Genomic DNA, 15,048 nt, shown 5'->3' with positions numbered 1-15,048 from the left:
GTGGGAAAATGCCGACCATTCGTGTTGCGTCTCGGCGCAGCCAGCTCGCGATGACCCAGACCCGGTGGGTCATGGAACAGCTGCGGGCAGCACACCCGGACATCAACTTTGAGATTGTGCCCGTGGTCACCAAGGGGGATCGGGTGCAGGAAGTCAGCCTTTCGCAAATCGGCGGCAAGGGCCTGTTTGTGTCCGAAATTGAGCAGACCCTGTTGGATGGGCGCGCGGATTTTGCGGTGCACAGCCTGAAGGACGTACCGGCCGAATTGGCTTCCGGTCTGACACTGGCGGCCATGCCTCGGCGCGAAGATCCGTCCGATGCCTGGATATCGCGCACGGGCGTAGACCTCCATGAGCTGCCCACAGGCTCACGCGTCGGCACCTCCAGCCTGCGGCGTGCGGCGCAACTGAAGGAACTGCGGCCCGATTTGTCGATTGAACCCTTGCGTGGCAATATCGATACCCGTCTGCGCCGGTTGCGCGACGGAGATGTGGACGCCATCGTGCTGGCGGCGGCCGGGCTGGCGCGCATGGGGTGGGAGGCGGAGATCACGCTCCGCTTGCCGCCCGACACCTTTATCCCGGCAGTGGGACAAGGGGTGTTGGCTGTGGAGTGCCGTGAAGATGACAGCCGACTCCTGGAACTTCTGCGGTCCATTGCGGATGCGCAGACGGAAGCCGCCGCCACCGCCGAGCGCGCTTTCTTGGCCCGACTGGGCGGAAGTTGCCAGGTTCCCATCGGCGCCTTTGCCTGTCCCAACGGCGACGGGCGGTGGCGGATGGTGGCGATGGTGGCCGGAGCCAGCGGCACTCCCATTATGCGAGGGACCGCCATGGACGCCAATCCCCACAATCTGGGTATCCGGTTGGCGGAGGAGTTGCTGGCGCGCGGTGCTGGCCCTTGGCTCGAAAGCGGGGCAGCCGTGCATGGCTGAGCGCCTCCACCCGCCCGCGTCGCTAGATCCCCAGCCGCTCACCGGCGTCTTGGTTCTGGTTACCCGCCCGCAGAACCAATCCCAGCCCGTCATGGAGATGTTGCGGCGGCTGGGTGCGCGCGCTTGCTCCCAGCCGCTCCTCGACATCGAACCGGCGGCTATCGCCGATGTGCAGGCCATCGGGGCGGCTGTGGACACGTTTGACGCGGTGGTCTTCACCTCGCAGAACGCTGTCGCGGCCGTCAAGGCGGCCATCGCACCAGGCGGGGTGGAGCCTGCAAGATGGCCCACCGTTTACGCGGTCGGGAGCGCGACGGCGCGCGCGGCTGGCCAGTTGGCGGCGCGCGTGGAGGTGCCAAGTGGAGTGCGAAGCGCCCGTGAACTGTTTTCCCAACTGGCCCGCCGCTTGTCGCCCGGCAGTCGAGTATGGTTTCCGCACGGCAGTCTCACTCCCGCGGACGTGTGCGATCCGCTGGTGCGGGCGGGCCATACGGTGGTGGACACGGTGTGTTATCGGACCAAGACGATCCGAGTGCCGCCGGATGCATGGCGCGTTTTCACGGATTGGCACGCCTGTCTTGCCGTGTTTTTATACAGCCCCTCCGCGGCGCGCGCCTTTCTGGAGCAGGCTCCTCCCCGGTTGCTGGGGCAATGTCCGCAGTTGGTCGCCGTGGGGGAGACGACAGCCCGTGCGTGCGCGGAGTGGGGTCGGCCGGTCGATGCGGTGGCACCACACCCGTCGGATGCGGGCATGGTGGAAGCGTTGGTGCAGCTTCGAGCTAAAAGGAATGGGTAGGAGGCCCGCATCCGAATCCAGTGCCGCGGCTGTGGGTATCATCGGAAATTCGTGAGGAGGGAATCGACAATGGAGAGATTTAGGCGTCACCGCCGCCTGCGGACGAGTGCGACCATGCGCCGGTTGGTGCGGGAATACGAATGGTCGCCAGCGGACTTCATCTACCCTGTCTTTGTCCAGGAAGGGCTGTCGGGCCGTCATCCCATACCGGCCATGCCCGGTGTGGACCACCTGGGCCTGGAAGAGTTGCGCCGTGAGGCTCTGGAACTCTCGGAACTGGGCATCCCGGGCCTCATCCTCTTCGGCATCCCGCTCGAAAAGGATGAACAAAGCTCAAGTGCCTACGCGGAGCGCGGGATTGTCCAGGAAGCCGTCCGGGCGGTGAAAGCTGAGAACCCGGACCTGCTGGTGATGACGGACGTCTGCCTCTGCCAGTACAATCCAGCCGGGCACTGCGGAATCGTGCGGGACGGTGAGATTGTCAACGACGAGAGCCTGCACTACATCGCTCGCACGGCCGTGTCCCATGCCGAGGCGGGCGCGGATGTGGTCGCGCCGTCCGACATGATGGACGGACGTGTGGGGGCCATCCGGCGGGCGCTGGATGACGCGGGGCTGACCCAGGTGGCCATCCTGTCCTACGCAGTCAAGTATGCCTCCGCTTTCTACGGCCCCTTTCGCGAGGCGGCCCACTCGGCACCAGCCTTTGGGGACCGGCGCACCTACCAAATGGACGCGGCCAATGCCCGGGAAGCGCTGCGCGAGGCAGCCGCGGACATTGACGAAGGGGCAGACATGCTGATGGTGAAGCCGGCGCTGTCGTATCTCGATGTCGTGACCAGGCTGCGGCAGCGGTTTGATCATCCGGTCGCGACCTACAACGTCAGCGGCGAATACAGCATGGTCAAGGCTGCCGCGCACAACGGCTGGATTGACGAGCGCGCTGTGGTGTCCGAGATGTTGACCTCGTTCAAGCGGGCGGGCGCCGATTTCGTTTTGACCTACCATGCCAAGGATGCTGCCCGCTGGTGGCGGGAGGAGCGTGGCTGAGCGCTCGGGAAGGGGGAGAATAACGTGGCAGGAGTAAAATCGCAAGCCGCTTTTGCCGAGGCCAAGCGATGGATGCCTGGCGGAGTCAACAGTCCCGTGCGTGCGTTCGCTGCTGTCGGCGGAGAGCCGTTTTTCGCAGAGCGCGGCGAGGGCGCGTATCTGTACGACATCGACGGACACCGCTACATCGATTACATTCTGTCCTGGGGGCCGCTGATTCTTGGCCACACGCACCCGGAGGTGGTACAGGCGGTGGTGGATGCGGCGGCCAAGGGGACCAGCTTTGGCATCCCCACCGAGATGGAAACGGAAATGGCCCGGACCGTCCACGAATTGGTGCCGGCCATTGAGGTCGTCCGCATGGTCAACAGCGGCACGGAGGCCACCATGAGCGCCTTGCGCTTGGCGCGCGCCTATACAGGGCGCACCTGTATCGTCAAGTTTGAAGGGTGCTATCACGGGCACGCCGACAGCCTGCTTGTCAAGGCCGGATCGGGCGTGGCGACCTTGGGCTTGCCGGACAGTCCTGGTGTCCCCAGGGCGACCGCGGAGGCCACACTCACCCTGCCGTACAACGACCTGGATGCGGCTCGGGATCTGTTCGCCCGCGAGGGCGAGCGGATTGCGGCAGTCATCGTGGAGGGCGTGGCCGGAAATATGGGCGGGGTTCCGCCCAAGCCGGGCTACCTGGAGGGGCTGCAGAACCTGGTGCACGAGTATGGCGGTCTGTTTATTCTGGATGAGGTCATGACCGGGTTTCGGGTGGCATTGGGCGGCGCCGCCGCCCGCTTTGACCTGCACCCTGACCTCATCACGCTGGGCAAGGTGATAGGCGGGGGGCTGCCGGTCGGCGCCTACGGCGGCAAGCGGGAGATCATGGAGCTTGTGGCTCCGAGCGGTCCGGTGTATCAAGCGGGGACCCTGTCCGGCAATCCACTGGCGATGGCGGCTGGATTGACCACCTTGCGCTGGCTGCGGCGCGCGGCTGCCGAGGGACTGTACCAACGATTGGAGGACTACGGCCGGCAACTGGTCGACTCGTTCGTCGCGGCGGGCCGGGAGCACGGCATTCCGGTGTGGGGGAATGCTATCGGGGCGATGTTCGGGCTGTTCTTCCACTCCGGCCCTGTCACCGATTTCCAATCTGCGAAAGCATCCGACGATGGGCAATACGCCCGTTTCTTTCACGCTCTGTTGCGGGCGGGCGTGTTGCTGCCGCCCTCGCAACTGGAATCGGGGTTTTTGTCGGCTGTGCATGGGGAATCGGAGCTGTCCGCCACCCAAGAGGCCATCCACCAGGCCATGCGCGCTCTCTGACCGGGCGCCGTCGCGTTGTCGGCTTGCCTGCGGTTCAAGGCCAGCGCCTTGACCGTGGGCTTTTTTGCGCTCTGCGCGGGGCGAAGCCGAGCCTGTCTGCTGCACATAATGGTCTGGGCCCGGGCATACGGTGGTAGAGAACGTATGCCAGTCGCAAGGAGGGAACCGGACCGTGAACGAATCGGACCGTACTCCGGGGGTTCACCTTGACATCCAGCAAGAGGTGTTTCTCGACGTGGTCCGCGACGGGGATGTGATTGAGGATGCGACCGTCGCCACTGAGGTCACGTCGTTTGAACGCATCGGGGACGCGTACGTGTTGGAAGGGGCCATTGTGTTCGCCGGTTACATTCAGCGCGGCGAGGCGGACGAAGGTCTACCAGAACAGGAGATGGACGATATCCTCGGGTTCGGGATTGCGGACGGCAGCGTGGAACACGTGCACCATCGGATGCCGTTCACTTTCCGGGTGCCGGTGAGTGGGCAGCCGCGCAGCGTGATGAACGTGACCAGCCGCATTGCCAGATGGAAATTGGAGGTCGTGGGCACCGGCTGGGTACGTGTGGTGGCCGATTTGGCGATCTTCGGGTTGAACGCTGAGGAAGGCTACCACTTTCAGTGCGGGGCACAGGAAGAAGGAGACGCGTGGTTCGGCCAGGCGCCACACTTGGATGCTGGGGCGGATGCGGACTGGGTGGATTCTCCTCAGACTCGTGTGGCGAATGAGCCCAGTGAGGTCCCGGACAGCGCTTCGGCGAACGAGACTCAGAACCAGTCGGCCGAGGAAGAATTTGAGTTGGTCCGCGGGCCAGGCCAATCTGACGACGCGGCGGATGCCATCAGCTGGGCCCGCGGCGGCGCGGACGCACAGGCGCCACAGCCAGAGGGCCAAGGGGAGCCTAAATCCCTTTCCGGAGAGTTGAAGCACTATGACCGAGCCCTTGCGGGCAAGGACGGGGAGTCACAGCCACAGGTCCATGCCGAGGCGGAGCCCGGGCAGGAAGGTGTGCGCGAAGCGGCGTCCGAGCCCTGGGACGCACGGACACAGCGGGAGGAGGAAGGGGATGCGGCTTCGGGCTTGGAGCCGCCGCCGGCGCGGGAATCAGCCAGGGAAGATGGCACGGCGATTGCAGAGTATGAGTTTGAACACCAGCTTTCGGCTGATGAGATGAAGCGCCCCCCGGCCGCTGTGGCAGAGTCGGGATTGCTCGACACGGTGCGGGATTTCACAGACGAAGGCTTGACAGCACCCATAGGTTTGGGACCGCAGATTCGATACGGGAGCCGGCCGGACGACAACAGCCCGCGTGGCGCCGGGGACGGCCGCGCAGCCGCTGCGGCGGACTCGGTTTCCAAAGAGTCGGTCCCAAGCGACGGGGCGGTCACGGAGAGCGATGCCGCCTGGGACGAGGCCCAAGACAAATCCGGGGTCAGCCACATGTGGTCGTTTGTCGACTTCAGTGCACCCGAGCGGACGTACACCATGCGATTTGCGATTGTACTTGAAGAAGAATCCGTGGATGACCTGGCTGAACGGCTGGGTTGCAGCAGGCAGGAGTTGCTGCGAATCAATCGCCTGTCGTCCGGAACCACTCTGTACGCTGGCCAGACACTCCTCATTCCCAGCCGTTGAGGGTGGGCGAGAGACGGGATGCCAATGACACGCACACTGGATCCAGAGTCCGCGGCATGGTGTCTGCGCAGTTTCGCCCTCCCCAAGGCGCGGCTGGCGGCGAATACGGTCGAAGCGAACGGACCTTGCCCGGTGGTTGCAGCCGATGGGCGATACCAGTTGTGGATGGCGGCCAAGGAGGTGGCCGGACTGCGCATGGCAGTGGCCGACTACGCTGCCCGGCATGGGTTCCGCGGCGTCCCGCGCCCCTTGTGCAACCTGTACGATGAACGCCTCGTCCCGGTGGACGAGCGGACGGTGGCCTATATCACGCGGGACTGGGACGCTCCGACTCTCGAAGTCACGCCCAGCGATGTTCGCGATGCCGCCCAAAACCTGGCCCACCTGCATGCGGCCCTGTCCGGCCTGGGCGAGGCGCTGGGACATCCCGCCGTACTGCAGCAGCGCTACGGCACCTGGGCGGCTCGGTTCCGCCGCGGGGTGGACGCGTTGGCGCGTGTCCGCGTGCAGCTGTTGGCCAGCGACACCGTGACCCACAAGCGGTTGCGCTCCGATTGGCTGGCGCGCTGGACGGACCTGGCTGAACGGGCCGTCGAGCGGCTGCCGCGGATGGGGTATGGCGACGTGGCCGAACGGGCCAGGAGGGAGCGGAGCGTGGCCTGGAACGGCTATCGCTTGGCCACCCTGGGGAGGCTTGCCGACGGGCGGATCGTCACGCGCATCGTGGCCAATCCGGTTGCGGACGACGCGCTGTACGACCTGGCGTGTCTGTGCCGGGACATCGCCGAATCCGGACACGCCGATGGCGTCGAAGACGCCTTGGCTGGCTACCATGCCATACGCCCCCTGTCCCCGGAACAGGCGGGGCTGGTACGGGCGTTTGCCGCCTACCCGCACCGGGGGGTTGCGACCGCTTTAGAGTGGCTGGCCGAACCGGGACGCGCGGACGATGAAGCTCTCTCCTGGCGGCGGACGGCTGAGGCCCACCACAATTGCGCCGTGCGCCTGTTGGCGGAGACCAGGTGATGGCTCATGGCGATGGAGGTGAATTGAGTGCCTGCTTGGGTGGATCAGGGGCCGTTGGTGTTGAAGGCTTTTGGGGCGCCGGAGGACCTGTTGACCGAGTACGCCTGGCGCGGGCCGCTGCGGTTACGAGCGGCCCGCGGGGGCGTAAAAATTCGCACAGATTCAGGCTCTTTTTGGCTGCGCCGGGCGCGCGTCGGGCGCGAGCAGCTGCAGGCTGCCCATCTGTGCGCGGAAGCCGTGCACGCCCATGGGTGGCGTCCCGTTCCGCGCTTTGTCCGTACGCTGTACGGCGATCCGTACGTCGTCGATGCTTCGGGACTGTACTATGTGACACCCTGGTTTCCCGGAAGCGTCTGTCGCTTCCGGGAGCGGCGCCAGATGCAGCAGGCGGTGGAAACGCTGGCCGCTTGGCAACGGGCGGCCCTGGGCAGTCTGCCGGTTGCGGATGTGCCGCCAGGCTCCACCCCGAGCGCGTGGACGGATTGCCTCCGGCAGGGGATGGACGAGGTGCGGCGAATGGAGGCGGCCGCAAACGGAGCGGGTGTGTCCCCTTTTCAGCGTCTGGTTGCCAGTGTGGCCGATCAACTGAAGCGGCGGTTGGACGAGGCGGCCGCGCAGTTGCAGCGGATCGAGTTTAGTCGTCTCGAGGAGACTGCCAAAGCGGCCGGTCACGTGTGCCATGGGCGTTTTCACGGGGATGCGTTGTGGAACGACGGCACAGTGGCCGTTGTTGACTACGAACAGGTGCACCCGGGGTTGCCGGAAACCGACCTTGCCAGTTGGATGCAACGCTACCTGCCGCAGCACGATTGGGACGTGGAATGGACCTGCCAATTGGTCGACCAGTACCTGAACGCGCGCAATGTGGCAAATGGCGAGCGGTCGGATGCTGTGCGCGTACTGGCGGCGCTGCTCACGATTCCCATGCCGAGCTTGCAGCTGGTCCGCTGGTACGTCCATGGGGCCCTGCATTGGGACGAAGACGACTATGTGGACGCGCTGGAGGCCGGCCTGGAACGGGAAGAGGGGCGCATCCGCGCCATCCGGGAACTCCTTCGACGGCATGCTCTGGCTTCGACCTCCAGGGGAAAGCGGGAAGAAATCGCGACGGCCGCCGCCGCGCCCATGTCTCCCTCACCGGACCCGGGGGAGACGGTGCACGCCGTCGCGTCGGTTGTCGTCCCGACGGATGAAGGGGTGGTGCCGCCTGCCGAGATGGCTGAAAGTGGCGCGGGCCTTGTCTCCACCGCGGAGTCGGAGCCGGAAGCCACCTTGCAGATTCGCCTCAGCCCGACTCAGCGTGAGCGGCTCCAACAGATCCAGCAGGAGCGTCGGCGGATGCGTGAACATCCCGACCGGGACCGGGGCATCCGCTTGTGGGGGGACGCGCGGTCTCTGGAAGAGTCGACCAAGCCCAACTGATGTGGGCGATGGGGGACGAGTATGCGCGCACCTACGCGGGTGCGCGTTTATTGTGGATGCGTTAAGGCGGCGAGCTGATGAACATGGCGGCGAAAACGATGAACAGCAACAGGAGGACAAACAAGTCCAACGCACTCGGCCAGAGAATGGCGCGCAGGAACAAGAGAAAGATGGCGATGGCCAGAAGCAGTTTGACGAATCGAGCCAGGGCGTAGAAGAAACCCATGCGGCGCCTCCTCCCGGTGCGGCTTTCCGCCGCATGACTGTCTTTATGTATATGCCGGGAGGGGGTAAAAAGGACCTGTCCAGCCGCGCGGTGGTCAGGCGAACGCAGCTTTGATAAGATAATCAAAGTACACTTGGCCGTCTGTCCATATCCTAAGGGAGCGCGGCCGCACATCAACGGAGTGGGGGATGTCCGCTTGCCGCAGTTTTGGAATGGCAATGGTGTATGGCGCGGTTGGCACCTGAAAACGCTGGCCGTCACCGTTCTGGGTCTTCTGGTTCTGCAACTGATTGCCAAATACGCTGTCCATTATCCATTGCTGTACACCGTAGCGTTGGCCGAAATCATCGCTTGCTATTTCGTCGTCCCGCGAGTCAAAAACCGTCCCGTGGCCAATGCCCTTGCCGCCGTCATCGCCCTATTCATCATCAACCTGGTGCTGCAGTTCGAATTGGAATGGTCTGTCCTCGCTCAGGTCGGTTGGCGCGCGACCGCGCTGGAGGACGGATTCGCCTTGTTGATTGGCTTGGTCTGGTCCGTTCTCTATTATCGGCTGAACGCCTGGTCGGAGAAAAAACGGGCGGAGGCTGAGGAACAGCGCCGGCGTGAAGCGCCTCCGGCCGAGAAGGAGCCCGCACCGCCGCAGCGCGGCCATTCGCCTTACACCCGGCGGCGCCAGATGGAGAAGCGGAAGCGAAAACAGCGCCGTCAATAACCTTGACACGGAGAATAAAGGGGTATACAATATAAGGCAAATCTGACCTTGTCGAGCTGTGACGGGAAGGAGTAGGCGTGCCTCCTTCGTGCAGAGAGGACGGCCGCAGGCTGGAAGCCGTCTCGAAGTGCATGCTGAATGTCGTCCCTGAGCTGTCTTCAGACCGGCTGCACCCCGGTATCGGTGTGTGAGGGCTCGTATCCTCTCTGTTCTCTGTCCATGGCAGTTGGGCTGGGTAGAGAGAGGTGCGGGAAATCAGGTGGTACCGCGAAAGCAACCTTTCGTCCTGATGGGCGAAAGGTTTTTCTATTGTATTGTCGATAGGGGAGGGTTGCGCGCCAACGCAGCCGTTCCCGGTCAGGAGGAGAATCATGGCAGAGTCAACACGTGAACCTTTGTCAAAGGTGTACAAGCCGACCGATGTCGAGCTGGACATGTATCGGTTTTGGGAGGAACGCGGGTATTTTCAGCCTGCCGGCGGAACCCCGCGCGGTGCCTTCTCCATCGTCATGCCGCCTCCCAATGTGACGGGGCAGTTGCACCTGGGGCATGCCTGGGACCTCACGCTGCAGGATGTCATCATCCGCTTCCGGCGGATGCAGGGACATGACACTGTGTGGGTGCCGGGTACGGATCATGCCGGCATTGCGACTCAGGCCCGTGTGGAAAAGGCGCTGCAGGAGGAAGAGGGAGTCTCCCGGTACGATTTGGGGAGAGGCGAATTTGTCCAGCGCGTGTGGGCGTGGAAGGAACAGTACGGCAACCGCATCACCAAGCAGGTGCGGCGGCTGGGCGCCTCCTGCGACTGGTCCCGCGAGCGCTTCACCATGGACGAGGGCCTGTCGGCGGCTGTGCGGGAGGTGTTTGTGCGGCTGTATGAGCGGGGGCTGATCTATCGCGGGCAGCGCATCATCAACTGGTGTCCGCGCTGTGCCACCGCCTTGTCCGACATCGAGGTGGAGCACACCGAGGTGCCGGGGCACCTGTATTACGTGCGTTATCCGCTCGCCGACGGGGACGGCGGGATCACCATCGCGACCACGCGACCCGAGACCATGTTTGCCGATGTGGCGGTCGCCGTGCATCCCGACGATGATCGGTACGCGGCCATGGTGGGCAAGCGGCTGACGCTGCCGTTGGTGGGCCGCGAGATCCCGGTGCTGGCCGACGCCTACGTGGACCCCGAGTACGGGACTGGATGCCTGAAGATCACGCCCGCGCACGATCCGAACGACTTTGAAGTCGGCCAGCGCCACGGCTTGGAGGTGCTGCAGTGCATCGGCGCAGACGGCCGCCTGACCGAGCTTGCGGGCCCGTATCAGGGAATGGACAGGGATGAGGCGCGGCGTCGGGTGGTGGAGGACCTCCGGCAGCAGGGGTACCTGGTGCGGGTGGAAGAGATCACGCACGCTGTCGGCCATTGCAGCCGCTGTGACACGGTCGTTGAGCCTCTGCTCTCGATGCAATGGTTTGTCCGCATGCAGCCGCTCGCAGCCCCGGTGCTGCAGGCAGTGGCCGACGGCCGCCTGCAGTTTGTCCCAGAGCGGTTTGAGAAGGTGTTTGTGCACTGGTTGGAGAACGTGCGCGACTGGTGCATATCCCGGCAGCTCTGGTGGGGGCACCGCATCCCCGCTTGGTACTGCGACAATTGCGGGCAGCTCAGCGTGGCCCGGGAAACGGTGCAGGCGTGCCCACACTGCGGTTCACAGCAGGTCCATCAGGAGGAGGACGTCCTCGACACGTGGTTTTCTTCGGCGCTATGGCCGTTCGCGACCCTGGGCTGGCCCGCCGATACGGACGACCTGCGGCGCTATTATCCGAACAGCGTGCTTGTGACCGGTTATGACATCCTGTTTTTCTGGGTGGCGCGCATGGCCTTCATGGGTGTTGAGTTTACCGGGGAAGTTCCGTTCCACAAGGTGGTTTTGCACGGGCTCATCCGTGATTCGCAAGGCCGTAAGATGTCGAAAAGCCTGGGCAATGGGGTGGACCCGTTGGAGGTCATTGATCAGTACGGGGCCGATGCGCTGCGCTTCACATTGACGACCGGATCGTCGCCTGGAAATGATCAGAGATTCTACGACGAACGGGTTCAAGGCAGCCGCAACTTCATCAATAAGGTGTGGAACGCGGCCCGGTTTGTCTGCATGAACCTGCCCCCGGCGGAGCGCCTGCCCGAGTGGGATCCGGCCTCGCTGACCATTGCGGATCGGTGGATTTTGACGCGCTTAGGTGAAGTGGTGAGCGAAGTGACCGACCACCTGGAGCGCTACGATTTAGGTGAGGCGGGCCGCGTTCTGTACGATTTCACATGGGATGAGTTTTGCGATTGGTACATCGAGTTCACGAAACTCTCCCTGTACGGCCAGGACGAAGCGGCCAAGGCGCAGACGCGGGCGGTGTTGGTGACCGTATTGGACACGCTGCTGAGGCTGCTGCACCCGTTTATCCCCTTCGTGACCGAGCGCATTTGGAAAACCCTGCCGGTGGAGGGGGAGGCCTTGATTCGCGCGCAGTGGCCGGAGGCGACGGCATATGTCCGCGATGAGGAAGCGGTGCGTCAGATTCGGGTGGTCATGGAAGCCATTCGGGCCGTGCGCAACATTCGGGCGGATTTGAACGTGTCTCCCGGAAAATCGGTGGCGATGTCCATCCGTTGCCAGGATGCGGGGGCGGAAGCCTTGTTCCAAAGCGTGGAGCCGTATCTTGTTCGTTTTGGCAACCTGAATCGGGTGGAGATTGGCGTGGGCATCGAGTTGCCCGGTCAGGCCATGACAGCGGTCGTCAACGGGGCAGAGATCGCCCTGCCCTTGGCCGACTTGGTGGACTTGGCGGTAGAACGGGAGCGGATGCAGCGCGAGCGCGAGCGCCTGGTGGCCGAGGTGGAGAGGGTTGAGCGGAAGCTGGCCAATGCGCAGTTTGTCGCCAAGGCTCCGCGCCACGTGGTGGAGGCGGAGCGTGAAAAGGGCGCGGAGTACCGAGCCAAGTTGGCGGCAGTGGAAGAGCGGCTCCGACGCCTGGCCAGTTCATGATGGCAAGTGTCTCCCGGACAGCGAGGCGAATACATTATGGCGGAGACCATGACAGATGCGCTGGCGTGGCTGAGGACACTGTCCCGCTTCGGCATGCGGCCGGGGCTCGAGCGGATGCGGCGGGCCCTGGCCGCCCTCGGCCATCCAGAACAGGGCTTGAACTTCATTCACGTCGCCGGGACCAACGGCAAAGGGTCGGTGTGTGCGATGGTCTCGTCGATTCTGTCGCAGAGAATCCGAATCGGGACGTTCACGTCGCCGGCCTTCGACGGGTTTCGCGGTCGCTTTCAGGTCAACCTGCGGCCCATCAATTTGTCTGTCTTTGCCGACCTGGCGGCCCAAGTGCGGCGTGTGGCCGAGCGGGACCTGTCCGACGACCCGCCGACTGAGTTTGAGGTTCTGACGCTGATGGCGTTGTTGTATTTTCAAATGGAGCAGGTGCAAGCCGTGGTCTGGGAAACGGGCCTGGGCGGGCGCTTGGATTCGACCAACGTGGTGCAGCCGCAGGTAACCGTCATCACCAACGTGGGCCACGACCACCAGGATGTGTTGGGCCCCACCCTCGGGGCCATCGCGGCGGAGAAGGCGGGCATCATCAAGCCCGGTGTGCCGTTGCTGACCGGTGTCGGCGATGAGGCCTGGCCTGTGGTGGCGCGCGTGGCGCACCGGGAGGCTGCCCCCTGTTTGCGCTCTGGCATTCACTTTCAGGCGGTGCAAGAGAAGGTTTGCTCGACTGGACAACGTATCCATTACCGCGGAGTGGCACGGGATGTCGACGGTCTGCAGCTTCCTCTGTTTGGCAAGCACCAGGTGGCGAACGCCAGTCTCGCTTTGGCGACTGTGGAGGTATGTGAACAGCAGCGAGTTTGCCCGCGGTTGAGCGACGAAGAGTGGCGAAGCGGCCTTGCGGAGACTTCCTGGCCGGGACGGTTTGAGGTACACTGGCATGGTGGGGTGCCCATTGTGCTGGATGGGGCTCATAACCCAGAGGCGGCGGCCTCGCTGTCCGCGGCGCTGACCGAGTTTGCCAAGGCCATCGATGTGCCGGCCCGGGAATGGTTGATGGTCATCGGGATGTTGCGCGATAAAGACGCGGCCATGATGATGGGGACGATGCTCCCTCACGCTGGGCAGGTCATCGTTTGCCAGCCGCAAACCGCTCGCGCCCTGGAAGCCGAGGAATTGGAGCGGCGGGTACGGGCGATACGGCCAGATATTCGCGTGTGGGTGGAGAGGTCGGTTGCCCAAGCTATCGTAACTGCGTGCAAGAGCGCGCGTCCAATTTGTTGCTGGGGCTCGTTGTATACGGTGGATGAGGCGAGGAAGGCTATCCAGCAGATGCTAGATTGATTTTTTGGATATGAGGACGGTGGGGCCTGTGAACGAAAGGGAGCATGTACACTTTGTCGGCATTGGCGGGTACGGCATGAGCGCGATCGCCGGCGTGATGCTGGACCTCGGCTACCGTGTGTCCGGGTCCGATGTGGCCAGCCAGGAACTCACACAGCGCTTGGCGCAGCGAGGAGCCACGGTGTATCACGGTCATCGTGCCAGCCAAGTCGAGGGTGCGGACATTGTCGTCTACAGCACCGCGCTGTCTGCGGATAACGTCGAGATTCAGGCCGCCCAAGAGCGCAACATCCCCGTCATTCATCGTTCGCAAATGTTGGCCCGTTTGATGCAGGATCGCATTGGCGTGGCCGTAACCGGCGCGCACGGAAAAACGACGACCTCCTCAATGATCGCGTACGTGATGGAAAGGTGCGGGCTGGATCCCACCTTTGTCATCGGTGGGGTCGTGCGGAATATGGGGGGAAACGCCAAAGCGGGCCATGGCCGGTTTGTCGTCGCAGAGGCAGACGAAAGTGACGGCTCCTTTTTGCATTACCGTCCACATATAGCCGTCATTACCAATATTGAGGCCGACCACTTGGAGCATTACGACGGCCAATTTGACAATCTGCTGCGGGCTTACCAGCAGTTCATCACCCAGGTCGATCCGGACGGCCTATGCGTGATCTCCGCCCATGACGTTCACCTTGCCCGTCTGCGCCGCAAGGCGCGTTGCCGCGTGGAGTCGGTTGCTGTGGAACAACAGGGGGAGCCTCTGCCCGAGGCGGATTATGTGGCGAGGGACATCGAGCTGTTGGATAGAGGCAGCCGTTGCCAGGTGTACTGCCGCCAGCAGCACTTAGGCTCTTTGGAGTTGTCGCTGCCCGGTTTGCACAATGTCATGAATGCGTTGGCCGCCATTGCCGTCGCGCGTGCGGCCGGTTTGTCGTTTCCCGACGTGGCCGCCGCGTTGGCGGAGTTTGACGGAGCGAAACGGCGCTTTCAGGTGATAGCGGAGGCCGGAGGCGTCTTGGTGGTGGACGATTATGCCCATCACCCGACCGAGATCGCGGCGACCATCGCCGCTGCCCAATCAACAGGCCGGCGGATTGTCGCTGTGTTTCAACCGCAGCGTTACACACGCACTTATTTTCTGTTCGATGCCTTTGCCCGGGCGTTTCGCGGCGCGGATGAGGTCGTGATTTGCGAAATCTATTCCCCGGCTGGGGAGCAGAAGATTGAAGGTGTCACGGCCGAGCGGTTGGCCGATGCGATACGCGCCCAAAGCAATCCACATGTGCGCTTTCTCAAGACCAAGGACGAAGTGTTGGACTATTTAAGGGAGAGTGTCCGCCCGGGGGACCTGGTGTTGACGATGGGAGCCGGCGACATTTGGCAGGTAGCCTGTCGGCTCGGCGAAGAGCTGACCAACCGCGAAGCTAACGCGATTGTGTGAACAGCAAGCATGGGATTCATCGGATGCGGCACACCTGCAGTAAGGGAGGTTCTGCGCCCACACTGGCGCTGAACCTCCCTTGGTGTTTCGTTTAGCTTCGTTCCCGAT

At 63.6% G+C, this 15,048-nt stretch carries 12 protein-coding genes; 11 read left to right on the top strand and 1 reads right to left on the bottom strand.

Annotated elements, in window-relative coordinates; all coding sequences use genetic code 11:
• The first annotated feature begins 8 nt into the window (after positions 1-8).
• The 7 genes from hemC to AK2_RS07650 all read left to right on the top strand — a co-directional run bounded on the left by hemC (position 9) and on the right by AK2_RS07650 (position 8,179).
• Positions 9-935 carry a hydroxymethylbilane synthase gene (gene hemC / locus AK2_RS07680; protein ID WP_067933037.1) on the top strand — a complete coding sequence of 309 codons (927 nt, stop codon included), beginning with the start codon at positions 9-11 and terminating at the stop codon, positions 933-935.
• Positions 928-1,731: a uroporphyrinogen-III synthase gene (locus AK2_RS07675; RefSeq protein WP_157076266.1), complete on the top strand. Its 804-nt coding sequence runs from the start codon at positions 928-930 to the stop codon at positions 1,729-1,731. The genes hemC and AK2_RS07675 overlap by 8 nt, the downstream gene beginning before the upstream one ends.
• A gap of 69 nt (positions 1,732-1,800) precedes the next feature.
• A complete protein-coding gene (gene hemB, locus AK2_RS07670; protein WP_067933033.1) occupies positions 1,801-2,781 on the top strand; it encodes a porphobilinogen synthase in 981 nt (326 codons plus the stop codon).
• Positions 2,782-2,805: 24 nt separating this feature from the next.
• Positions 2,806-4,098, top strand: a complete 1,293-nt coding sequence (gene hemL / locus AK2_RS07665) for a glutamate-1-semialdehyde 2,1-aminomutase (protein ID WP_083520966.1) — start codon at positions 2,806-2,808, stop codon at positions 4,096-4,098.
• A 172-nt stretch (positions 4,099-4,270) separates the two neighbouring features.
• Positions 4,271-5,731 carry a LysM peptidoglycan-binding domain-containing protein gene (locus AK2_RS07660; protein WP_067933031.1) on the top strand — a complete coding sequence of 487 codons (1,461 nt, stop codon included), beginning with the start codon at positions 4,271-4,273 and terminating at the stop codon, positions 5,729-5,731.
• A gap of 24 nt (positions 5,732-5,755) precedes the next feature.
• Positions 5,756-6,757: a protein kinase family protein gene (locus AK2_RS07655; protein ID WP_067933029.1), complete on the top strand. Its 1,002-nt coding sequence runs from the start codon at positions 5,756-5,758 to the stop codon at positions 6,755-6,757.
• A gap of 27 nt (positions 6,758-6,784) precedes the next feature.
• Positions 6,785-8,179, top strand: coding sequence for a protein kinase family protein (locus AK2_RS07650; RefSeq protein ID WP_067933027.1), 1,395 nt, complete (start codon positions 6,785-6,787; stop codon positions 8,177-8,179).
• 61 nt (positions 8,180-8,240) lie between these two features.
• On the opposite strand, the gene AK2_RS17115 is transcribed toward AK2_RS07650, so the two are convergent.
• Positions 8,241-8,405, bottom strand: a complete 165-nt coding sequence (locus AK2_RS17115) for a hypothetical protein (RefSeq protein ID WP_169794209.1) — start codon at positions 8,403-8,405, stop codon at positions 8,241-8,243.
• 196 nt (positions 8,406-8,601) lie between these two features.
• Here AK2_RS17115 and AK2_RS07645 point away from each other — a divergent pair, with 196 nt between their 5' ends.
• From AK2_RS07645 to murC, 4 genes are all read left to right on the top strand, one after another.
• Positions 8,602-9,120 carry a hypothetical protein gene (locus AK2_RS07645; protein WP_067933025.1) on the top strand — a complete coding sequence of 173 codons (519 nt, stop codon included), beginning with the start codon at positions 8,602-8,604 and terminating at the stop codon, positions 9,118-9,120.
• A gap of 371 nt (positions 9,121-9,491) precedes the next feature.
• Entirely contained in the window at positions 9,492-12,152 is a 2,661-nt protein-coding gene (locus tag AK2_RS07640) for a valine--tRNA ligase (RefSeq protein ID WP_067933023.1), read from the top strand.
• Between the two features lie 36 nt (positions 12,153-12,188).
• Positions 12,189-13,502 (top strand): bifunctional folylpolyglutamate synthase/dihydrofolate synthase, encoded by a 1,314-nt coding sequence (locus AK2_RS07635; RefSeq protein ID WP_067933021.1) that lies wholly within the window; start codon positions 12,189-12,191, stop codon positions 13,500-13,502.
• 28 nt (positions 13,503-13,530) lie between these two features.
• Positions 13,531-14,940 (top strand): UDP-N-acetylmuramate--L-alanine ligase, encoded by a 1,410-nt coding sequence (gene murC / locus AK2_RS07630; RefSeq protein ID WP_067933019.1) that lies wholly within the window; start codon positions 13,531-13,533, stop codon positions 14,938-14,940.
• Positions 14,941-15,048: the final 108 nt, after the last annotated feature.

Origin of the sequence: Alicyclobacillus kakegawensis NBRC 103104 (assembly GCF_001552655.1) — a bacterium.
Classification (GTDB): Bacteria; Bacillota; Bacilli; order Alicyclobacillales; family Alicyclobacillaceae; genus Alicyclobacillus_G; species Alicyclobacillus_G kakegawensis.
Note: the sequence above shows the minus strand (reverse complement) of the source record. Positions and strands in the feature narration are given on the sequence as shown.

Bases quoted from the DNA above. Each gene is read 5' to 3' on its own strand.
- hemC (WP_067933037.1), top strand. From the start codon at position 9: ATGCCGACCATTCGTGTTGCGTCTCGGCGCAGCCAGCTCGCGATGACC.
- AK2_RS07675 (WP_157076266.1), top strand. From the start codon at position 928: ATGGCTGAGCGCCTCCACCCGCCCGCGTCGCTAGATCCCCAGCCGCTC.
- hemB (WP_067933033.1), top strand. From the start codon at position 1,801: ATGGAGAGATTTAGGCGTCACCGCCGCCTGCGGACGAGTGCGACCATG.
- AK2_RS07655 (WP_067933029.1), top strand. From the start codon at position 5,756: ATGACACGCACACTGGATCCAGAGTCCGCGGCATGGTGTCTGCGCAGT.
- AK2_RS17115 (WP_169794209.1), bottom strand. From the start codon at position 8,405: ATGGGTTTCTTCTACGCCCTGGCTCGATTCGTCAAACTGCTTCTGGCC.
- AK2_RS07640 (WP_067933023.1), top strand. From the start codon at position 9,492: ATGGCAGAGTCAACACGTGAACCTTTGTCAAAGGTGTACAAGCCGACC.
- AK2_RS07635 (WP_067933021.1), top strand. From the start codon at position 12,189: ATGGCGGAGACCATGACAGATGCGCTGGCGTGGCTGAGGACACTGTCC.